This is a genomic window from Candidatus Paceibacterota bacterium (assembly GCA_028714275.1).
Lineage (GTDB): Bacteria > Patescibacteriota > Minisyncoccia > Phycocordibacterales > CAINVO01 > CAINVO01.
Genome location: JAQTMP010000001.1, coordinates 18157 through 38122, shown reverse-complemented (window position 1 = coordinate 38122; position 19966 = coordinate 18157). Strand labels below are relative to the sequence as shown.

Below are 19966 nucleotides of genomic sequence, written 5' to 3'. Positions count from 1 at the left end.
GAAAGAGTTTGTCTTGCTTGTTTTGAATTTGAAACACTAAAAAAGTTATGGTTATAGTCTGAATTTTGTTACAATTTCAACATACGATTTTAATATTTATCCTTAAATTTATAAATTAATTTATCCCATATGAACGAATCACCCACACAAGGTTTTGAATCACGAGAGCAATTTAAAGATTATCAGTACGGACTGATCGACCCTAGGCCCATCCCTGACGCGAAGGCAGCAAATGAAAAGCTCTTTGAAAATCCTCACGGAGTCCTCGGCATCGAAGTCACTATTCCTGCCTATGCTGAAAAATGTACGCTCGGAAATATCGACCCTCAACACTCGGATGGAAATGTAGATCTTGCAGCTATTGAAGTCGCTCAAACATTAGACCTTCCCGCGAGCGAAGCATCCATGGTTACAGTAAGAGCAGATCTCGACGCTCTTGGAGCAATGGCTCTTATAAAATATCGTGCAAGCGGAGGCCAAGTCACGCCAGAGATGGCTGCTCGTATTCAGGAAATTGCAACGACTGATAAATTTGCTCGAGGTGGATGGCCGGGTAAAACTGATTTACCAAGCAAGGAAAATCCTTGGCCTGCATCAGGGAGTGCTTCTGAAACTGAGTCGCTTGCCGGTATTGCCGCTCGAGTAATGGATTTCAAAGCACCTCTAGCTGACAGAGTAAAATCAATGGAAGAATATCTCACTGTCGGAACTGAGCCAGCTGGTTATCGAGAAAAAGTGGAGGCTGAGCGAGCTGACATGGTAGCTGCACTTGAAAAAGGAGCTATAAAAATAGAAGTGGTTGCCGATGGAAACATTGCATATGTAGAAAGCTCACATCGCGCAGGAACATCTCTCGGATATTCTCAAGCTCCAGTCGTCGTTGCCTTTAATCCTACGTTCAAGCAAGGACCTGGCGACGCATACAAGAAATATACCGTCTGTCAGTATGAGGGAACATGGGCCGATCTTGTCGCTGCAAAAAATGAACTGGCGCAACTCGAAGAAGGATGGGGCGGATCACCTACCATCATCGGAAGTCCACAAGGAAAGAGCTCAGAACTTTCTCCAGAGCAGGTAATAGGAATCGTGGAAAAGCATCTTAAGCCTCGCGAATAGCGTATTGTTCATGTTATTATTAAGTCATGAAATCTCAAGAGCAACCTCAACTACAAAATTTACAGGAACAACAGCAAGAGGGTGCTGTCGAGAGAATCCTTACAGGAAGAGAAGGACTTGATTTGCTTAAAGAATCAACATCAAAAGTTGAAGGTATTCGCTTGGTCGATTTTTTGCAAACACCAGATGGAAAAGAGATGTTGAAAGCAAAAAAGATAGTACTGGCAGGACCACAGCGTTCAGGAAAATCATGCTTTCGTCAGGGTGTTAAGAGCTCAATCGCAAGTACCCCAGGTGCTCCTTACCCATACATATTAACAGCTTGTCCAGACGGAGAAGGTTCTTGGTTTCAAGAAGCTATGAATGCTGATCCTGAAATGGCTGCAAAACTCAAGGCGGAATATAAGTCAAAATTTACTCCAGAGTTTGCAAAAAGAATTGAGGATTCGGTTAAAAAAATCAATTTACCTCTTAATTTTATTGATATCGGAGGAGTTATCTCTCCAGAGAATGAAAAGATATGCTCGGGGGCAAACGCTGCCGTCATTCTTTCTGGTCAAACATCTGTTGAAAACGGTTTGCCGGGGCAATGGAAAGAATTTTTTACCACACTGGGTATACCTGTAATTGCAGAGGTATATTCTGATTACAAAGGAACAGAAGATCTTGTTGAGGGTGTCGGAGAAGACGGTGTGTTTCGTGGCTCAGTCCATCATCTTGAAAGAGGCGAGTCTCTTGGAACCCGTGAGACAATTCAAGCATTCTCACGTTTTGTGATTAACTTAGGAAAAGAGTCTTCAGGTGAGCCTTCTCCTACTGAATAACCTTCTCTAGTTCAGTAACAATAGTAGCAAATTTTTGTGCGATCTCGTTACTTAGTCTTCCTGTGATTATTTTGTTAAATTCTTTATAAAACCAAATCTGCTTTTCTTTTGGTGCGTTAAATCTTTCCCATATCATTGATCCCGATTTTTTATAATCAACCAGTGTGTTTTCTATATTATGCAATTTGTCCGCTGAAGAAACCATAAGTGCTTCCGGAGATGACGTCTTTAAATGCTCAAGGTAGGCAATCTTTCTTTCCTCCCAATTACTTTTTGCGTCTGATTCTTCGAGGTCCCCGTCTTTTTCCTCAGATACTTCTTTGATGATAGAAACTATTTTTTCTCCAAAATCTTTAGTTAGTGCAGCCTCAGAATATTCGGAAGGGTCAGCATCCTCAAGTATATCGTGGAGCAGACCTGCAATGAGCACGTTTTCATTGGTGGTATATTCTGAAAGAATAACAAAGACAGAGAATGGGTGGCTGATATAAGGAAGGTCTGGATTGCCTTTACGGTATTGTTTTCTGTGAGCATGAGCAGAGGTCTGTATAGCTTTTTCTATAAGAGGAGTATATTTCATAATTTATATTTTATTATATTCGTACTTGGCCCACAATGCTTCAAAGAGCATCGAGCAGGTATCAGCAATGCCTTTATCTTCTATGATGGTTGTAATCATGCAATCGCTAAAAGACGTGAAGGCGACTTTGTTCGCATAGACGATGACCTGCGCAGAGTTCAGGAGTTCTTCTCGTGGAACGCGCCGACGCTCGATCAGATTATTTTTATCCCATTCCTGCGATATAGAAGAAGGGGTATTTTTTATAGGAACGATCAATCTGGTCTTTATTCCTGCTTGCGCCCGTTCCTCAAGAAGCTTCTTCGCCTTAGCATCGAGCTCCTCCGTATTGTTGTCGAATGGTGAGCGTATCAATTTGATATCCGATTTACTATGGATAATGTCCTTGTTCAAGATTCTTATTCCATCGAGTCCTTCATAGAATCGTACCGATGGTTTCCCACACGTAAGATTGAACTGAGCGCCGAGGCTGCTCACCGCTTCGTGGAGTGCCTGGTCAGCAATTTTGAGATCATCTTCTTTTCTTTTGACGATAATGTGGAGCTTGGAAGGATGGAGTGCGGTAAAGGTACTGACAGAGCCGGGGGAAGCATTCTCTATAACCAAGCCAAATTCAATAAGCTGCTTCAATATCTTGTATACAAGGCTACGATTTACCCTGCTTTCAGAGGCAATTTTTCTCGCCTGTAGCGTTCCTGAAGAGACAAGGCAAGAGTATACCCGTGCCTGCTCTCCTGTTAAACCAATTTGTTCCAATAATTTGGTGCTCATAAAGTGTTTTATATGTATAACAATAATAGCCTTATATTATAGGCTTTACTGGATATTGTCAATATCGTGGTGAAAATAGGCTTATATATAAGGGTTTAGTATTGCATTGTGCTTGACAAATAAACTGGATATGCTATACTTATATCAGATAAAGAGTTCATTGATTAAAACAGATGCAGGTAGAGATGGTGGGTTTGCTGGAGGTCTTGTAGTGTATTCTGAACGTAACAAGTGTTATATCTAGAATACACTGCAAGACACTTGTCCTGTATTTCGAAAAAGTTACCGAAATGGAGCTTTGGGCACATGTTGTGCTCTAGAAATGTAGGATAGGTTTTCCTTGTAGTGTTCTGATAAATATGAACACTACCACAGCCCCCACCGTCGAGATCACCCGCAACGCGGACGTCATCACCTTCAAGCATACCGCCGAAGGTGACGCCAGCGCCAAGGTTCGCGACACCGTCGCGCGCTTGGCCGAGATGGACACCAACGGCGAACTCGCCGGCGGTGGCCTCATCAAGGTCACGGGACCTTTGCTGGTTCCCGTCGCAGCTGCCTTCGGCCATGTCCTGGCGCACCGCTTCAGCGCGGTTGCGTTCTTCGTCCCTCCCATGGCTACCCATGTGGTCGCGATGGTTCATGGTCACGAAACCCTGAAGGTCGGCGACACTGTCGCCTAACCTTCGGGGAGGACTAAGGGATATATCTCCTTGCATCTGCAAATAGATTGGGTCACAGGAACATCAACCCTCCTGTAGAGAACCCGGCATATGCCAAATCTCAGCCGAAAGGCATTGGCGATTTAGTCGCAAGTGAAGTTTAGAAATAAACTTTGCGAGGATGTAGAAATACATCCTTTGCTCTCGGGATGTGTATCCCGACTGATGAGTCCGAAAGGACGAAAGCTAAAAGTTATTTTAAATAAATTGTCATGAATCCAAACTTTTCAATATCTTCATTTGACCATGTTCGTGGTCGAGGACTTCGTACAATGTCACTGACGGTCTTCTCTAATGTTCGTCCTGTGTATTCTTTTGTATCACCATCCCATTCTTTGTATACAATGACATCACCAGTATTGCATTCAAAATCAGCAAGTTTCATATCACAATTTTGTTCTCCCGCAAGTAACTTTTCAAAATATTCTTTTCTCAATTTCTTTTCTATTTTCATATGTAAATTATATTATGGTTAGTAAATATACTACAATTCTACCAGAAGAGTTCTACGTTACGAAGGGCATGTGCCCCGGTTAATTTTGTTTTACAGATATAACTGTAAGCTCTTTGAAATTACAACCACTTTCAGATCCTGTCACACAACCCAAACAGAAAGGACTTTCCCGTGAAAGAAACATATCGAACACTCCTGCGTAATCTGCCCGTGAGTATAAACAACTTGGCAGATCCAGTCATCCTTCGGGATTCGACTGCGGCAAAGCTTGATGCCTTGGTGGCAGACAAGCACACCGGTCCCGTTGGCATCATTACCAAAGGGAACCTCGACACGCCATGGTGGCGTGAACGTCTGACGCATTGGGCAGAAAATCTCAACCTCTTTGTCTTTGCTTCTATCTCGGAACTCCCGAAAGAAATGGAGCCAATGGGAACGGAACATCGCTACAGAACACTGCAAGCCGCACGCGAGTGCGGAGCATGGTCGGTATCGTATGTCCGTCCGATCATTCATACCGTGAATGATGACAAGGAAACGATCGGGCGAATCTTCCGCAAAAGCGTCGATGCTGGTTGCAACGCAATCATTTCTTCCGGTTTCCGAGGAAGTCATGATGTCGTGATCGCCAGCGGACTGGAACACATTGCAGCGCCAGACGGTCAACAGTGGATGAAGACTTTGAAACTCACTCCTCAGGCAACCGCAGAATATATGCGCGAGCTTGCAGGTGAGTTGAAAATTCCTTACTGGGTAAGAACCCAGTGTGCGATTTCATCGCTTCTCGGTAAAAAGAGAAGCTTGAATCCGTACCACACCGCTGCAAAGTTCGTGCGTTGCGATCTATGTCCCATTCAGAGCACTTGTGCGGGGCAAGCTCAGTTTGCACAACCATTACCGGGCTCTGTCGAATTGCTTCGTTACCTCGGCTTCAAGGTTGAAGTCCATACCGCCTCGGAACGCTACAAGAACTGTAATGTCGAAGTGAGAAGTCAGTGCAGCCTGTGTTGCACGAACTGTCCGGTTTCGCCTGCCAAATACGGAACGCCGTATATCAACATCAGAACTCATGATGGCCAAACACCTTCATGGGGAGAGATGAGTCTTGCCAGATTTATAACTGGCGGAATGTTGGCGACGGATCCACACATAGCACCCGGTGAGACATCGGCAGTCAGACTCCACCCTCGCTTCAAGATGCCTGACGGCGTGTCCGGACATGGTTCGCTCTACGGAGTGAATTCATGGATGGTCTGGAGCGAGTATCGCGCCAAAGAACATTGTTTCAAGTGCAGCTACTGCTTCTTGGCAATGTTTAAGGACGTGCTTCCGCCAGAGTTTCGGGTCACGGTCGGCATGTCGCCGTCGAGGATCCTCGACTACGAAAATTAGGAGATGGTTAGGAAAGGTTCAATCCCTCTTCTATAATGTATATATGAGAATTCTTCTTATTGGATTACCGGGTGCCGGCAAAGGCACTCAAGGCATACTGTTGCAGCGATGTTACGGTGTGCCCCATATCTCTATTGGCGATGAGGTGCGCAAGCATCTCAAAGCCGATGACGATCTTGGAAAAAGAATCGCGGAGTATTTCGAACGCAATGGTGACATCTGGCAACCGCTCGATGATGACCTTGCTGTCCAGGTTCTTCTCGGTTCGGACATTCAAGACAACTGGATCCTTGACGGATATCCCAGAAATCTCAACCAGTTTCTGCTTCATCCGGTAGATCCCACCCTCGTGGTGAATCTGATCATTTCGGAGGAAGTAGCAATTGAGCGGGTGCTCGGTCGTAAACGTCAAGGCGATGCGTTGGCAAAAGCAAAAGCGCGTCTCGCTGTTGAAGTGAATCGTTTGCCGGAGCTTCTCTCGCATCTCAAGCAAAAGTTTCGGTATGTGGAAATAGATGGAACACTGCCCGAACTACAAATCAACCAATCCATCAGAAAGGAGATCAGCCAATGCCAACAAAAATAAGTAGTGGGCAAAGATTCGAGGCTGGTCAACCAGCCTGTCCGGTAGCGTGCAAATACTGCTTCATTACGGAGCACGATGCACGCCGAGAGCTCTGGAACACCAACCCGATCGCGGGAGTAAACAGAGCCTCGACCTTCATAAATGTCACTCCGTGGATCGTTGATTCGGCAGAGGAGCAGGACCGATTCTTTCGTTTCCCGTTCGAGATCCTTGAGGGCGACTTCGTGGGTTTTACGGCAGTGACGGATCCATTCTGGCCGAAGCTCAATCGTTTCCTCTGGCACTTTTTCGAAACGGTATCGCCTATTGCAAAATTGGTGACGTGTGTAACGAAGTGGCCGATAAAGCGAGACGTGATGAAGAGACTTGCTCGAATTGAAAACTTCTGTTTGGTCGTCGGCATCACCGGCAACCATCCGCCAGTCGAAAAGGTCACGGTGCAACAGCATCTTGAAACCCTTCGGTTGGCAAAAGAAGAAGGTGTTCGAGCTTTGCCCATCTCGCATCCTTACATAGCGGAACTCTCCGACCTATCGTTCTTGCCCGAGCTTGCTAAGTTCGGATACAATGAATTTGATGTCAAAGGACTCCGCTACTGCGATGCGCAAATGGCCTCGTGGATTCCCGAAAAAAGCCGACGGCACTATCTCGGTCACGAGACGGAGGAAGTGCTACCTGAAGACGGATGGCGAAAGCTTGTCGCTGATTCGGGTTTCTCCCTCTTGTCGCCACGCCAGTGGTATTTGAGGGAAGGTCTGCATCGGACACCACGTCTGTCGAGAGAGGATGCTATCGCGAAGGTCGAGAGAGTTCTCGAGATCGCGAATGTAGTCAGCTCGGCAGACAGGGATGCCGTCTATAAAGCAGCGATCGAAAGGAGGTTGTAATCATGCTGGAATATGGCCTTGCCCTCTATTCCAGCACTTTTCCTAGCATTCTATTCTTTTAGAATTCTGAGAAAAGTGCGCAGGCACTTAACAATCAAATATGAAATTCCGCAATATATTTCCGAGGGTAATCGGCACGGACAAAAAAATAAAACTGCATAATGGAAAAACCGCGAAAGTGGTGCTGCTTAATAATGCCGCAACAACTCCTCCATTTGAGAAGACTTTGAAAAAAGTAAATACTTTCCTTGAAACATACAGCGCTTTTCATAGAGGTGCCGGTCCTCATGCACAAAAGACATACGAGGCCGTTCACGAATCCATGCAAACAATAAGGGATTTTTTGCAGGCAAGAAAAGATCAGTCAATGGTTTTTGCGCACAACACCAGTGCAGTAATTAATCTTTTTATTCGTCTACTAAGATTGGAAAAGGGAGATATCATCCTCACCTCTGACATTGAGCATACTTCAAACAATCTACCCTGGAGGTTCAATTCAAAAGCCACTGTCATTTATGTGAATTCTACACACGACGGGGCTTTGGATTATAAAGATTTTGAGAAAAAAATACTTTTACACAAAAATAAGGTCAAGTTGGTCGCAATCACGGGGGCATCGAACCTTACTGGATACGTTCCGAACATAAAGAAGATAGTCAGGCTTACTCATAAGTATAATGCCCTACTATTTGTTGATGCCGCACAACTTACTCCTCACCGCCAGATACGAATGAAAAGTGACGGCGTTGATGCCCTCGCATTTTCCGCCCACAAAATATATGCGCCGTTTGGCATCGGAGTGCTCGTGCTTCCTACAAGTATTCTTAATCGAAACCCTGTTGATCCAGGAGGGGGTTCAATCGACATGCTTTCAGAAGAAAGGGTTGTTTGGGCACCAATAGAGTCACGTCATCAGACGGGTACGTGGAACGTGACAGGAATTGTTGCTCTTGCAGAAAGCTGTCGCATTTTGGAAAATGTAGGATGGAAAAATATTTACAAGCACGAAGCTGAGTTGGTCAGCTATACAGTCGACAAGTTATCTGCAATAGACGGCATAACTTTGTACATATCTCCTAGTGCTTACAAAAAAGAGAATCGCATAGGTACAATTACTTTCAATCTCAAGGGCTACCATCATGCACTTTTGGCTACTATTCTCGATGCTGAATATGGCATCGAAACCCGAGCAGGTACAATCTGCAATCATCGCCTCGTTCGTCGATGGTTTGATATTTCAGATGCAGAACAAGCGCAAATCGAAAAAGAAATCGCCAAAGGGAAAAGACTCTCGTCCTACGGAATTGTGAGGGCAAGTATTGGAATCCATAACACAAAGAAAGACATTGATGTGCTGGTTCAAGCCCTCAAGAATATTTCAAGTAATGGGGCCTCACTCAAATATAGACCGAATCAATCAGAAGAAATATACGAACCGGTGTTGTAAGTCTATATCCCAATTTCTGGATGTAACATCTGTAGCGGGCACCTTTCTTATAATGTAATTAGATCAACTTCGCCTTCTTCAAGGTAGCAAAAGCGCCATTTTTCTGGATGGTTTTGATGGCTTTAGTAGAGAGAGTGAGGGTGATGAATTTTTTAAGCTCAGGAATGTAGATCCTCTTCTTTTGGAGGTTGGTGTATTTACGGACCATGCCGGTAGGATTGTACTGGGTAGCACGAGTACGGTTGGAATATCCGCCCCCCATCCGAGATGTTTTTTTAGTGATTGGACAAGCTTTAGCCATATATTTAGTGTGCTGGTCATGCTATCATAGCGATATCCCTTTTGCAAATATTATGTTTATATTTTCTTTAGCTATACTTATCATGTCTGTGGTAGTCCATGAGGTCTCGCATGGCTTGGCCGCTCTATCCCTAGGTGATCCGACAGCCAAATTACAAGGTCGGCTGACTCTCAACCCTATTAAGCATATCGATCCGGTCGGTTCTGTCATTGTACCTATTATATGTGCACTTTTGCCCGGATCTATTATGTTTGGCTGGGCCAAGCCAGTACCGTACAATCCTTACAACTTGCGCAACCAGCGTTGGGGAGAAGCAATCGTGGCTCTGGCCGGTCCTTTTTCAAATCTTATTATTGCTTTGATTGGGGGCACCATTATCAGGCTGGCTTTTACTGGTGTATTTGGACTTTCTTTACCTTTAGCTACCCTTTCCTTTATTACCCTTATAGTAGTCACCAATATTGTCTTGGCAGTCTTCAATTTAATGCCGATTCCCCCTCTAGATGGCTCAAAAATCCTTTTTTCTCTTGTTCCTGATAGATCTGGAGCCTTCCGTAGATTTCTCGAAAAGTATTCATTGCCTCTCATTCTTCTCTATATTTTCTTTCTGTGGAGGCTGGTCGCCATCGTAGTGCCCGTTATTTTCAGTCTTTTTACGGGCCAGACTTTTTAATCGCACTTGCAATTTTAAGGTAGCCATAGTAAAGTAGCGACTACACAAATGCCAACAGTCAACCAACTTCTAAAACGAAAACGTACTAAAACAGCCCGCAAGCCAAAAGCCATTGCTTTGACTCGGGGTTTTAACGCTATCAAAAATCATCCTACGTACTATCCCGCTCCTTTCAAACGAGGTGTTTGCACCAAAGTGACTACCAAAACTCCTAAAAAGCCTAACTCAGCTATTCGAAAAATTGCTCGCGTGCGTCTGACCAACGGTATGGAAGTGACTGCTTACATCCCAGGCGAAGGCCACAATCTCCAGGAACACTCAGTGGTTGTCCTTCGAGGGGGAAAGGTAAAGGATATCGGTGTGCGTTACACCATTGTGCGGGGTGTGCTCGATACTCAGGGTGTGGAAAAGCGCCGCAAGGTCCGCTCTATGTACGGTACCAAAAAGCCTAAAAAAGCCAAATAAAAAATCTGAAAAATAAAATTTATGCGAAGAAAAGTTAAAAATCGAAATATCGTCAAGCCAGATCCAGTTTTCAAATCTGAAAAGATTGAGAAGTTTGTAAACTACGTCATGGAACGAGGCAAGAAAAATGCCGCCCGCGCTATTGTCTATGGCGCTTTTGATGCCATTAAAGAAAAGGAAAAAGTTGAAAATCCTCTCGAAGTTTTTGATACAGCTCTCAACAACACCGCTCCGGCTATGGAAGTCCGCTCCCGCCGAGTTGGTGGCGCCAACTATCAGGTTCCCCGTGAAGTTCGACCTGAGCGCCGCAGCCATCTTTCTATGAAATGGATCATTCTCGCTGCTCGAGCTAAAAAGGGTCAGCCAATGCATCTCAAGCTTGCTGATGAAATCATCCTCGCATCCAAAAACGAAGGTGAAGCGGTCAAAAAGCGCGAAAACACTCACAAAATGGCCGAGGCCAACAAGGCTTTTGCCCACCTGGCTTGGTAATTTAAAAAAACAAAAAACCTCTTTCAGGAGAACGGATAAAAAGTCTGCTGACTTTTTTCCTCACGCTCGGACCGTCGTCCTCCGCGAGTCTCCTTCAAGAGGTTTTTTGTTTTTTTATACTACTACGTTACTTGACAATAATATACCAAAGTATATACTTTGGTATATGACTACAATCAATCACACAAAGACACTTATTTCTATAAAAATGGATAAGAGTCTTAAATTAGATGCAAAAAAAACCGCTGATGAGATGGGCATCTCTTTGAGTACAGTTATAAATGCCTTCCTGAGACAGTTTGTTCGTTCAAAGGAAGTGACTTTTTCAATAGCACCTCGTCCTACAGCTAGCTTAATTCGCTCAATTACTAGATCTGAGAAAGAGTATAAAAAGGGTCATTTTTACAAAGCAAAAAATATTGACGAGCTTGCAAGACAACTCATGTCTTAGTTTTCAATTTCAAACTCCTCATGCTGATTTATTCACCTGAATTTAAAAGACTTTTTAAAAAGTTGCCACATAAACAGCAAATCAAAGTGCTTGAACGATTAGAAATTTTAATCAAGAATGAATTTGAGTCAATTTTAAACAATCATCAGTTACACGGCGAGTATTCTTTATATAGGAGTATTAATGTGACATGGGATATTAGATTGATTTATAAAAAAGTTGAAACGAACTCATACATCTTGATCAAGGTAGGGACTCACAGTGCTCTATATAAGTAGCCTACGGTCCCTTTAATTTTTTGTTTGCCAAACTCCCCAAATAGTGCTATTTTACCACCACGACTTTCAATCTATTTTAGAGTCGATATTTATCATCACTATTATCATTTAACAATATTTATTTCAAATGGAACGCGACTATTCACTCGAAAAAACCCGAAACTTTGGTATCATTGCTCACATCGACGCTGGCAAGACCACTACGTCTGAGCGCATTCTTTATTACACAGGCATGAGCCACAAGATTGGTGAAGTGCATGAAGGTGAAGCTGTCACTGACTGGATGGAACAGGAAAAAGAACGAGGCATCACTATTACAGCTGCTGCTATTACCTGTTTTTGGAATCCAAGCTATATGGGCAAGGACCAGTCCAAGAAACATCGTTTTAATATTATTGACACACCAGGACACGTGGACTTTACCGTGGAGGTGGAGCGTTCTCTCAAAGTGCTCGACGGAGGGGTGGTGGTCTTTGACGGTGTGGCCGGAGTAGAGCCTCAATCTGAAACAGTGTGGCGTCAAGCCGACAAGTATCATGTGCCCCGCATTTGTTTTATCAACAAGCTTGACCGCACAGGAGGTTCTTTTGAACGTTCCTTCAGGTCTATTCTTGACCGTCTCAATAAAAGTGCTGTCCGGATGCAGCTGCCTATTGGCGAAGAAGACAAATTTGAAGCTGTTATCGATCTTTTGAAAATGAAGGCCTACGCTTTCGAGGGAGATATGGGTATTGATGTCCGCGAAATGGAAATCCCAGCTACTCATCTCGAAGATGCCAAAAAATATCGCGCCGAGCTTGTTGAAAAGATCGTTGAGCTCGATGAAGACTTGATGAATCGTTACCTCGAAGGCGGCGAGTTTACTATTGAGGAACTCAAAGCAACTTTGCGTAAAGGAGTGATTGCCAACAAAATCTTCCCAGTCTTTACCGGCTCGGCTTTGAAGAATCGCGGGGTTCAACTTGTCCTTGATGCCGTCGTGGAGTATCTTCCTTCACCTCTTGATGTTCCCCCAATCCAAGGTATCGATCCAAACACTGGAGATGTGATTGTTCGCCACGCTTCTGACAGCGAGCCTTTTGCTGCTTTGGCTTTCAAGCTCCAATCAGATCCGTTTGTCGGGCAGCTTACCTTCTTCCGTGTTTATTCAGGGACTGTCGAAGCCGGCTCATATTTATACAACTCGACCACTGGCAACAAGGAGCGTCTTGGCCGTATCGTGCGCCTTCAAGCCGACAAGCGTGAAGAAGTAAAAAAGGTTTTTGCCGGAGAAATTGCGGCAGCTGTAGGTCTAAAGGAAGCCAAAACCTCCCATACTTTTTGTGATGAAAATCATCCCATTGTGCTCGACCCTATTAAGTTTGCCGAGCCTGTGGTTTCCCTCCGTATCGAACCAAAAACCAAAGCGGATCAAGAAAAAATGGGTATGGCTCTTAAAAAATTGGGAGACGAGGATCCAACTTTCCGCATCTCAACCAACCCCGAAACAATGGAAACTATCATCTCAGGTATGGGTGAGCTTCATCTTGAAATCATGGTGGATCGTATGAAGCGTGAGTTCGGCGTAGAAGCCAACGTGGGTAAACCTCAAGTGGCCTATCGAGAGACTATTCTTGGCAGTGCGGAAGCAGAACACAAATATATTAAGCAGTCTGGAGGTAAAGGTCAGTATGGCCACGTCAAAATTGCTATCAAACCTCTTGAAAAATTGGAAGAGGGCGCCAAAGTGCCAAAAAATGTCAAGCGCTACGATGACTTTGAATTTATCGATAATATTAAAGGAGGGGTTATTCCTCAAGAATTTATTCCTGCTGTTGAAAAAGGCGTTCGCGAAGCGATGGAGCGCGGGATTGTGGCTGGATTTAAAATGGTCAACGTTTCTTGTGATTTGAACTTTGGTTCTTATCACGATGTGGACTCATCCGAAATCGCGTACAAGATTGCCGGTTCTCAAGCCTTTCAAGAAGCCGCTAAAAAAGCTCGCCCTGTCATCCTCGAGCCGATCATGAAGGTAGAAGTGGTCACCCCAGAACAGTTCATGGGAGACATCACTGGCTCACTTTCAGCCAAGCGGGCTCAGATCGAAGGCATGGAAGATCGCGGTATGAATAAAGCCATCAAGGCGATGGTGCCATTGTCAGAAATGTTCGGCTATACTACCTCTCTTCGTTCTATGACCGCTGGACGAGGTTCAGCTACCATGGAATTTGACCACTACGATGTGGTCCCTCCAAATGTGGAGAAGACTATTGTAGAAAATAGAAGCAAATAAAAAAAAGGAAGGCCTCTCTCACTAAAGCGCTCGATGACTCGCTAACCCGTTCGAGAGGCCTTCCTGTTTTTTTATTTCTATTTTCTACAATACTTTAAAATTGGAAAAGAAAAAATCGGCCGCACACATTGAAGTGCGGCCGATTTTGTTTGAGCTTTTGGCTTCCACAGCAGCAACAATTATGAGCCACCGGCGATGGCACCTGTTGCTTCATCCACTAACCGATTGTAGGAGGTGCGTAACTCATCGAAGTTTCCGCAACCCTTTCCAAGGAAGCGTCCCGCATAATAAAGGCAGGCGATCTTGCCTTCCTGAAACAGGGGAAGTCAATAGAGGCAGATTAGACATAAGGGATGTTGCAAAAATGGACGTTTTGGACTAGTCTTGCTTTAGATTTGAAAATTTTATGGAAAAAAATTCTAATGGTAGCGATCCTGTGATCGAGGCCTTGCGGCGAAGGCACGCTTCAGTCTTGGTGGAAATCTCCATCGAAGAAAAAAAACATGCGGGTCGGATTAGGCGCTTGGAAAAAGTGCTCAGTCATTTTTCCTCCTGTGCTCACGAACAGATCGAAGCCAGCGGGGGCCCCGGTGAAGATCTGGTCAAGCAGTTTCAGTTCTTTTACGGTTTTGACCAAAAAAAGGAGGAAGCTGTGGCGGCTCTTAAGGAAAAGATCGCGAGCAAGCCTGGGCAGCTCGTCCTGGTGGTGGCGATTGAAAGCTTGAGTCTCGATCTGGGCAGTGGAGAATATCAGACCTGTGAAAGGCCCCAAGTCGAATATTATCTTGGGCAGCTCACGGGTAAGCCCTCCATTCATCCGCCTAGCTTACAAGGCGGCTCGATTGTTTTTCCGACAGAGGGCTTTTTTTTGAAAAACCGAGAGTTCCGTCATGGCAATATCGGCGAGGGTCCAGGTACAACCAACTGGGTTTCAATGTTCGTGTATCGGCCTTGGATTTCCTCCACAAATGAACCCTATTCGCTTGAGGTCTTGGTGTTTATCGGCGACGACATCCTGGAAGCGGGTAAGCATATTCCGTGCGAATTCGTATGGGGGGATATTGTCGGCATTGTCGAAAAGCAGTGGCCGGGACAGTTGAAGTTTGAGTAAAAAAATACGGCGTGCAGGTCCCCTTGGACCAGCACGCCGTTTTGTTTTTGACTTTTTATCGCGCCCTCCCTCCTGCGCGAAGGTTTTTACCCCACTCGGCATCCGTACTTTTGTCGGATGACAGCTAGGGCCTTTTGGATCACCGGATGATCCTTGGGATCATCAAAACAGATCAGGAATTGATGCCGCCGACCTTGTTGGCGGTACTTAAATCCCGACTGATTGATGTTGGACTTTTTGAAAACATTGGCGATACCCGCCAACAGGCCAGCTTGGTTTTCTTTGTCGGTAAACTCAATTACCGCCACCTCGTCTGGATCCTTCCGGGCGATGTCAGCGATCAGCTCTTCCGAATATTGGTCGCCACCACGAATGGTGTTTTTTCCAAAATACGTCCGAGCATCTGCAATGACCCGTTTAATCTTTTCCGACCGTTTGTTTTTCACCATGAGGTCGAGCTTTTTAAAGGCCCGACGCAGGTTGCTCAGCATTTGAGGTGTGTTTTCATTTGCCTCGAGCATGTCGGTATAAATGCCGGTCGGCTTGGCTAGAAACCGCAAAAGCTGATTTATTCCCGGCTGGTAAAAGGGACTAGCGAAAGCCAGGATCTCCTTGATAGAGACTCCGCTTTCAATGGTTGCCAGTATTTTTACTTTGGTCAGGAAGTGCTCTTGCTGCTGGACTATCATCGCAATCCGGTCGTGCCTTTCCTGAGTCGTTGGGACAGTCTTCCCCCCTATGGAGTTAAGAAGTTCGTTGAGCCACTTTTTCCATTTGCAGATGCGCACTTTGCACACCGGGATGTTTTGCCCTTTCCAGCTTTTGGCCGAAGGAGCGAACATCATGTGGATGCTGGCAAACTCTGCCTGCGATTTTGTGAGCTCACGACAGACCGGCACCTTGACGGACGTCAGATCGATCACCAGCTGTTTTTTATTCAGCCAGCGGGCAAGCCTTTTGGCAATCAAAGGGGAAACTAGGGTTGGAGTGCTAATCATGACGACATCGCTCTCCTTTACTATTTTTTTCTGAGTTTCCTCAGGAGTTTCCACTTCGATGCAACTGACTGTGCATCCCTGATCCTTGAGTCGACGGGCCCATTGCCTTCCAAAGGCACCCTTTCCACCGTAAATGGCGATTTTTTTGGATGCAATGGAGTTGACGTGGGAAAGGGCAGCGAAGGTGGTCCGGTTTTTTGGATTTTGAATGTCTCTTGCCCGAATGGACAAGCCGTTTTCAGTCGCTGATTCTTCGGAGCAAATAGCCCCATAGGCTTGGTGCTTTTCACTTTTAGCCACCAATTCTGCTGCTGCCGAGGTTGAGGGGGCCCTGCTTCTTCCGAAGCAGTTTTTTTGGATGAATTCGCTGCATTGACCCAAGGCTTGGGGGTGAGAAATCACCCTTTCGACAGTGGATCCGTTGCGGGTAGCCAGGCAATATTTGATTTGCTTGGTAAATCGGCGCATCTCAAAAGCGTTGTACTCTCTGGTGACCCGATTTAGAGCCCCTGCAACGCCTTTGACCTTGCCGTGAATTGAATTCTCGACAGGGACGATAGCAAAGCAGGTTTCCCTCGTAAATTTTCGAAAAAGCTCGCGGTGGTTTTTGCAAAAGACCACCATATAGCCGGAGGTTTTCAGTCCATGGCTTCGAGCAAAAGTGCGCGCCGCCTTATGGGCATTGCTACCTTTTGGCCCTAAAGCCAGGATTTTTATCACCGGCCGCAAAATATTCACTTTTTGCATAGTTTCAGCCTTTCTTGATGTAAAGGGCATTTGATTTCTCTAAAAGACATACTACTCATAATTCTCTTATAGGCAAGCCTGTAGGTGACCTTTTTCGGACACGGATAAAAAGTCTGCTGACTTTTTTCCTCCCACTCGGACCGTCGTCCTCCGTGAGTTCCTCAAAAGGTCACCTACAGGCTTGCTTGTAAGAAAGATAATTACGCAGGAAGGGCTTTAAGATTTGACTTTCTAACAAGGTTTGCTATGATGACCCGTATCGCGTTTTGCGCCTTTTTTTGTCTACGAAAGAGACAAGAAATAAGCCAAACTTGCAGCATCAGTGCAAAAATTGTTAGCAAAATTTATTAATAATTATAAATAATTTTAAAACATATGGCAGAAATTTTTGATCGATCAAAGCCACACGTTAACGTAGGTACCATTGGGCACGTTGACCACGGCAAGACTACTCTTACAGCGGCTATTTTGAACGTTCTCAGTCGCGCAGGTAAAGATGTAAAACTCAAGGGTGTTGACCAAATTGACTCAGCTCCTGAAGAAAAAGCTCGCGGTATTACTATCGCTCTTTCTCACAACGAGTATTCTACTGATGCTCGACACTATGCTCATATTGATGCCCCAGGTCACGCCGACTATATTAAAAACATGATTACTGGTGCCGCTCAGATGGACGGCGCTATTCTCGTGGTAGCCGCTACTGATGGTGCTATGCCTCAGACTCGTGAACACGTTCTTCTAGCAAAACAGGTGGGTGTGCCAAAGATTATCGTTTTCTTGAACAAGTGCGACATGGTTGACGACAAAGACATGATCGACCTCGTTGAAGCTGAGATCCGTGAGCTTCTCGCAAAGCAAGGTTTTGACGAAAATGCTCCTGTGATCCGTGGCTCTGCTCTCAAGGCTCTTGAAGCCAAGGACAACAATGATGAGTGGTCAAAGAAAGTTCTCGAGCTTGCTGATGCTCTCGACAACTATATTCCAATGCCAGTCCGAGATACTGACAAGCCTTTCCTTATGCCGGTTGAAGACATCTTCTCAATTGAAGGCCGAGGTACTGTGGTTACAGGCCGTATTGAGCGAGGTATGATAAAAGTGGGTGAAGAAGTTGAAGTTGTGGGTATCAAGCCAACAGCTAAAACAACAGTCACAGGTATTGAAATGTTCAATAAACAGCTCAACGAAGGTCTCGCTGGAGACAATGCCGGTATCTTGGTCCGAGGTCTTAAGAAAGAAGATATCACTCGCGGTCAGGTACTTGCAAAACCAGGTACAGTGACTCCTCACACAGAATTCGAATCAGAAGTCTACATTTTGAAAAAAGAAGAAGGTGGACGACACACTCCTTTCTTCTCAGGTTACAAGCCACAGTTTTACATTCGTACAACTGACGTTACAGGTGAAGTGACTTTGAAAGAGGGTGTAGAAATGGTTATGCCAGGAGATACAGTTACATTCAAGGTCAAGCTTGTAGCCCCAGTAGCTCTAGAAGCTCAGACACGTTTTGCTATCCGAGAAGGAGGCAAGACAGTGGGAGCCGGAGTGGTTACAAAAATCATCGCCTAAATAAGTAAAATACGTAATACGTAAAAAATAATACGTAAAAATAAAATTAAAAAAATGGCAACAAAAACGGTATCAAAGAAAGCTCCAAAGACACCAAAGGCACCGAAAGCTTCAAAAAAGGAAGTAGGTGTAGCGCCTGAAGGTTTTGGTAAGCTTCGCATCCGGGTCCGAGCCTACGAATCAAAAATTCTAGATGCTTCGGTCAAACAAATCATGGATACGGCTATTCGTTATGATGCCAAAATTCTTGGACCTATTCCCTTGCCAACCGAAATTAAAAAGTATACAGTCAATCGCTCGGCCTTCGTGTATAAAAATGCGCGAGAACAGTTTGAAATGCGTGTCCACAAGCGTCTGATTGATATTGTCAATCCTTCACCCAAAATCATTGAAGCTTTGACCAACATGAGTTTGCCTTCCGGCGTGACCATTGATGTCAAGATGATGTAAGCAAAATATTCAGCCAAACTGAACGAAAACAAAACCATGAAATTCACACTAGGAACAAAAGTAAATATGACTCAAGTCTTCGATGAAGAAGGCAAGGTTTATCCTGTCACCGTCGTCAAGACAGGTCCTGTGGTGGTGACTCAGGTCAAGACCAAAGAAGTTGACGGCTATGAGGCTGTCCAGGTTGGTTTTGGCAGCAAAAAAGAAAAGCGTATCAGTCGACCAGTCAAAGGACACATAAAAGATCTCGGAAACTTCAGCGTTCTCCAAGAAGTGCGAGGTCCAGCTGGTGAGCTCAAAGTGGGCGACAAAGTACCAGCTGAAATCAATGCCGGTGACACGGTCGTCATCTCTTCTATTAGCAAATCAAAAGGTTTTCAAGGTGTGGTCAAGCGACACGGCTTTAAAGGAGGCCCTAGGTCTCACGGTCAAAAACACTCAGAGCGTGAGCCGGGTTCTATTGGTACTGCTGGATATCAGCGAGTCTTCAAGGCTCGTCGTATGGCCGGCAGAATGGGCGGGGATCGCATTAGTATCAAAAATGTCACAGTGGTATCTTTCGATCAAGAAAAAGGTGAAATGCTCATCAAAGGGGCAGTTCCTGGCCGCCGAGGGACTCTTGTCGAAATCAAAGGCTAAAATAAACATATGGAAACAAAAATCTACAGCCAAACAGGAAAAGAAACAGGCAGCATCACCTTGCCAGAAGAGATTTTTGGTTTGACCTGGAATGCTGACTTGGTCCACCAGGTGGCTCACTCAATGAAGACCAATATGCGTACTCCAGTCGCCCACACCAAGACTCGGGGTGAAGTGCGGGGAGGGGGAAAGAAACCTTGGCAGCAAAAAGGGACTGGCCGCGCCCGACACGGATCCACCCGCTCACCTATCTGGGTAGGTGGAGGTGTCGCTCATGGTCCTCGCAACGACAAAAATTTTGATCGCAAGGTCAATAAAAAAATGAAATCAAAGGCTCTCTTCACCATCCTCTCTCAAAAGCTTCGAGACGGTGAGGTTATGTTTGTAGATGCCATCAATTTTGCCACTCCAAAAGCCAAAGAAGCCAAGGCCGTCATCCTGAATCTTGGAAAAATAAAGGGTTTTGAAAAAATTTCCACCAAGAAGACCAACACAGCGTATGTAGCAGTCTCTACAAAAGATGATTCAATCAAACGTGGTTTTTCCAATTTCAAAAACATCGAGCTCGACGAGGTGCGCAATCTCAACCCATTGACAGCCCTACAGTACAAGTATATTGTCATCGCCAATCCTACCGAGGCCATCAAGATTTTTTCAGGTAAAGCTTCAGGAAAGGCAAATCTGAACACCACAAAAGTAATTTCAAAAACAAGCACAAAGAAGGCAACAACAAAAAAATAAATT

22 protein-coding genes are annotated in these 19966 nt (G+C 45.0%); 17 read left to right on the top strand and 5 right to left on the bottom strand.

The window, feature by feature from the left end; translation table 11 throughout:
* Nucleotides 1–129: 129 nt before the first annotated feature.
* Nucleotides 130–1116 (top strand): hypothetical protein, encoded by a 987-nt coding sequence (locus PHF79_00250; GenBank protein MDD5318241.1) that lies wholly within the window; start codon nt 130–132, stop codon nt 1114–1116.
* 26 nt (nt 1117–1142) lie between these two features.
* Nucleotides 1143–1940 carry a CRISPR-associated protein Csx3 gene (locus tag PHF79_00245; protein MDD5318240.1) on the top strand — a complete coding sequence of 266 codons (798 nt, stop codon included), beginning with the start codon at nt 1143–1145 and terminating at the stop codon, nt 1938–1940.
* Here the strand turns inward: PHF79_00245 and PHF79_00240 are convergent.
* Both PHF79_00240 and PHF79_00235 read right to left on the bottom strand, forming a co-directional pair.
* Nucleotides 1930–2520, bottom strand: coding sequence for an HD domain-containing protein (locus PHF79_00240; GenBank protein MDD5318239.1), 591 nt, complete (start codon nt 2518–2520; stop codon nt 1930–1932). The two genes, PHF79_00245 and PHF79_00240, sit on opposite strands and share 11 nt — an antisense overlap.
* A 3-nt stretch (nt 2521–2523) precedes the next feature.
* A complete protein-coding gene (locus PHF79_00235) occupies nt 2524–3291 on the bottom strand; it encodes a helix-turn-helix domain-containing protein (GenBank protein MDD5318238.1) in 768 nt (255 codons plus the stop codon).
* A 359-nt stretch (nt 3292–3650) separates the two neighbouring features.
* Here PHF79_00235 and PHF79_00230 point away from each other — a divergent pair, with 359 nt between their 5' ends.
* Complete coding sequence (locus tag PHF79_00230; GenBank protein ID MDD5318237.1) at nt 3651–3974, top strand: CRISPR-associated protein Csx3; 324 nt, start codon at nt 3651–3653, stop codon at nt 3972–3974.
* Nucleotides 3975–4206: 232 nt separating this feature from the next.
* On the opposite strand, the gene PHF79_00225 is transcribed toward PHF79_00230, so the two are convergent.
* Nucleotides 4207–4467 carry a DUF3850 domain-containing protein gene (locus PHF79_00225; protein ID MDD5318236.1) on the bottom strand — a complete coding sequence of 87 codons (261 nt, stop codon included), beginning with the start codon at nt 4465–4467 and terminating at the stop codon, nt 4207–4209.
* Nucleotides 4468–4677: 210 nt separating this feature from the next.
* Between PHF79_00225 and PHF79_00220 the strand changes: the two genes are divergently transcribed.
* The 4 genes from PHF79_00220 to PHF79_00205 all read left to right on the top strand — a co-directional run bounded on the left by PHF79_00220 (nt 4678) and on the right by PHF79_00205 (nt 8779).
* A complete protein-coding gene (locus PHF79_00220; protein MDD5318235.1) occupies nt 4678–5859 on the top strand; it encodes a hypothetical protein in 1182 nt (393 codons plus the stop codon).
* Between the two features lie 43 nt (nt 5860–5902).
* Nucleotides 5903–6445: a nucleoside monophosphate kinase gene (locus PHF79_00215; GenBank protein ID MDD5318234.1), complete on the top strand. Its 543-nt coding sequence runs from the start codon at nt 5903–5905 to the stop codon at nt 6443–6445.
* A complete protein-coding gene (locus tag PHF79_00210; GenBank protein ID MDD5318233.1) occupies nt 6430–7332 on the top strand; it encodes a hypothetical protein in 903 nt (300 codons plus the stop codon). Before PHF79_00215 ends, PHF79_00210 begins: the two co-directional genes overlap by 16 nt.
* Nucleotides 7333–7432: 100 nt before the next feature.
* Complete coding sequence (locus tag PHF79_00205) at nt 7433–8779, top strand: aminotransferase class V-fold PLP-dependent enzyme (protein ID MDD5318232.1); 1347 nt, start codon at nt 7433–7435, stop codon at nt 8777–8779.
* 58 nt (nt 8780–8837) lie between these two features.
* Here PHF79_00205 and PHF79_00200 read toward each other — a convergent pair whose 3' ends face one another.
* Entirely contained in the window at nt 8838–9080 is a 243-nt protein-coding gene (locus tag PHF79_00200) for a bL28 family ribosomal protein (GenBank protein MDD5318231.1), read from the bottom strand.
* Between the two features lie 82 nt (nt 9081–9162).
* Between PHF79_00200 and PHF79_00195 the strand changes: the two genes are divergently transcribed.
* The 6 genes from PHF79_00195 to PHF79_00170 all read left to right on the top strand — a co-directional run bounded on the left by PHF79_00195 (nt 9163) and on the right by PHF79_00170 (nt 14822).
* Nucleotides 9163–9753 (top strand): site-2 protease family protein, encoded by a 591-nt coding sequence (locus PHF79_00195; GenBank protein MDD5318230.1) that lies wholly within the window; start codon nt 9163–9165, stop codon nt 9751–9753.
* A 48-nt stretch (nt 9754–9801) separates the two neighbouring features.
* Complete coding sequence (gene rpsL / locus PHF79_00190; protein ID MDD5318229.1) at nt 9802–10218, top strand: 30S ribosomal protein S12; 417 nt, start codon at nt 9802–9804, stop codon at nt 10216–10218.
* Between the two features lie 21 nt (nt 10219–10239).
* A complete protein-coding gene (gene rpsG / locus PHF79_00185) occupies nt 10240–10710 on the top strand; it encodes a 30S ribosomal protein S7 (protein ID MDD5318228.1) in 471 nt (156 codons plus the stop codon).
* A 166-nt stretch (nt 10711–10876) separates the two neighbouring features.
* Complete coding sequence (locus PHF79_00180; GenBank protein ID MDD5318227.1) at nt 10877–11161, top strand: type II toxin-antitoxin system RelB/DinJ family antitoxin; 285 nt, start codon at nt 10877–10879, stop codon at nt 11159–11161.
* Nucleotides 11162–11566: 405 nt separating this feature from the next.
* The gene (fusA, locus tag PHF79_00175) at nt 11567–13711 is read left to right on the top strand and encodes an elongation factor G (protein MDD5318226.1); all 2145 of its coding nucleotides are present in this window, start codon (nt 11567–11569) and stop codon (nt 13709–13711) included.
* Nucleotides 13712–14117: 406 nt separating this feature from the next.
* Complete coding sequence (locus PHF79_00170; protein MDD5318225.1) at nt 14118–14822, top strand: hypothetical protein; 705 nt, start codon at nt 14118–14120, stop codon at nt 14820–14822.
* Between the two features lie 86 nt (nt 14823–14908).
* Here PHF79_00170 and PHF79_00165 read toward each other — a convergent pair whose 3' ends face one another.
* On the bottom strand, nt 14909–16597 hold the full coding sequence (locus tag PHF79_00165) for a prephenate dehydrogenase/arogenate dehydrogenase family protein (GenBank protein MDD5318224.1): 1689 nt from the start codon (nt 16595–16597) through the stop codon (nt 14909–14911).
* 345 nt (nt 16598–16942) lie between these two features.
* On the opposite strand from PHF79_00165, the gene tuf reads away from it, so the two are divergent.
* The 4 genes from tuf (at nt 16943) to rplD (ending at nt 19963) form a co-directional block, all read left to right on the top strand.
* Nucleotides 16943–18133 carry an elongation factor Tu gene (gene tuf / locus PHF79_00160; protein MDD5318223.1) on the top strand — a complete coding sequence of 397 codons (1191 nt, stop codon included), beginning with the start codon at nt 16943–16945 and terminating at the stop codon, nt 18131–18133.
* A 159-nt stretch (nt 18134–18292) separates the two neighbouring features.
* Nucleotides 18293–18583, top strand: a complete 291-nt coding sequence (gene rpsJ, locus PHF79_00155) for a 30S ribosomal protein S10 (GenBank protein ID MDD5318222.1) — start codon at nt 18293–18295, stop codon at nt 18581–18583.
* A 36-nt stretch (nt 18584–18619) separates the two neighbouring features.
* On the top strand, nt 18620–19222 hold the full coding sequence (gene rplC, locus PHF79_00150) for a 50S ribosomal protein L3 (GenBank protein ID MDD5318221.1): 603 nt from the start codon (nt 18620–18622) through the stop codon (nt 19220–19222).
* A 9-nt stretch (nt 19223–19231) separates the two neighbouring features.
* Nucleotides 19232–19963, top strand: a complete 732-nt coding sequence (gene rplD / locus PHF79_00145; protein ID MDD5318220.1) for a 50S ribosomal protein L4 — start codon at nt 19232–19234, stop codon at nt 19961–19963.
* Nucleotides 19964–19966: the final 3 nt, after the last annotated feature.

Excerpts from the sequence above, each read along its gene's own strand:
- PHF79_00250 (MDD5318241.1), top strand. The coding sequence starts at position 130 with ATGAACGAATCACCCACACAAGGTTTTGAATCACGAGAGCAATTTAAA.
- PHF79_00245 (MDD5318240.1), top strand. The coding sequence starts at position 1,143 with ATGAAATCTCAAGAGCAACCTCAACTACAAAATTTACAGGAACAACAG.
- PHF79_00240 (MDD5318239.1), bottom strand. The coding sequence starts at position 2,520 with ATGAAATATACTCCTCTTATAGAAAAAGCTATACAGACCTCTGCTCAT.
- PHF79_00235 (MDD5318238.1), bottom strand. The coding sequence starts at position 3,291 with ATGAGCACCAAATTATTGGAACAAATTGGTTTAACAGGAGAGCAGGCA.
- PHF79_00230 (MDD5318237.1), top strand. The coding sequence starts at position 3,651 with ATGAACACTACCACAGCCCCCACCGTCGAGATCACCCGCAACGCGGAC.
- PHF79_00225 (MDD5318236.1), bottom strand. The coding sequence starts at position 4,467 with ATGAAAATAGAAAAGAAATTGAGAAAAGAATATTTTGAAAAGTTACTT.
- PHF79_00215 (MDD5318234.1), top strand. The coding sequence starts at position 5,903 with ATGAGAATTCTTCTTATTGGATTACCGGGTGCCGGCAAAGGCACTCAA.
- PHF79_00210 (MDD5318233.1), top strand. The coding sequence starts at position 6,430 with ATGCCAACAAAAATAAGTAGTGGGCAAAGATTCGAGGCTGGTCAACCA.
- PHF79_00205 (MDD5318232.1), top strand. The coding sequence starts at position 7,433 with ATGAAATTCCGCAATATATTTCCGAGGGTAATCGGCACGGACAAAAAA.
- PHF79_00200 (MDD5318231.1), bottom strand. The coding sequence starts at position 9,080 with ATGGCTAAAGCTTGTCCAATCACTAAAAAAACATCTCGGATGGGGGGC.
- PHF79_00195 (MDD5318230.1), top strand. The coding sequence starts at position 9,163 with ATGTCTGTGGTAGTCCATGAGGTCTCGCATGGCTTGGCCGCTCTATCC.
- rpsL (MDD5318229.1), top strand. The coding sequence starts at position 9,802 with ATGCCAACAGTCAACCAACTTCTAAAACGAAAACGTACTAAAACAGCC.
- rpsG (MDD5318228.1), top strand. The coding sequence starts at position 10,240 with ATGCGAAGAAAAGTTAAAAATCGAAATATCGTCAAGCCAGATCCAGTT.
- PHF79_00180 (MDD5318227.1), top strand. The coding sequence starts at position 10,877 with ATGACTACAATCAATCACACAAAGACACTTATTTCTATAAAAATGGAT.
- fusA (MDD5318226.1), top strand. The coding sequence starts at position 11,567 with ATGGAACGCGACTATTCACTCGAAAAAACCCGAAACTTTGGTATCATT.
- PHF79_00170 (MDD5318225.1), top strand. The coding sequence starts at position 14,118 with ATGGAAAAAAATTCTAATGGTAGCGATCCTGTGATCGAGGCCTTGCGG.
- PHF79_00165 (MDD5318224.1), bottom strand. The coding sequence starts at position 16,597 with ATGCCCTTTACATCAAGAAAGGCTGAAACTATGCAAAAAGTGAATATT.
- tuf (MDD5318223.1), top strand. The coding sequence starts at position 16,943 with ATGGCAGAAATTTTTGATCGATCAAAGCCACACGTTAACGTAGGTACC.
- rplC (MDD5318221.1), top strand. The coding sequence starts at position 18,620 with ATGAAATTCACACTAGGAACAAAAGTAAATATGACTCAAGTCTTCGAT.
- rplD (MDD5318220.1), top strand. The coding sequence starts at position 19,232 with ATGGAAACAAAAATCTACAGCCAAACAGGAAAAGAAACAGGCAGCATC.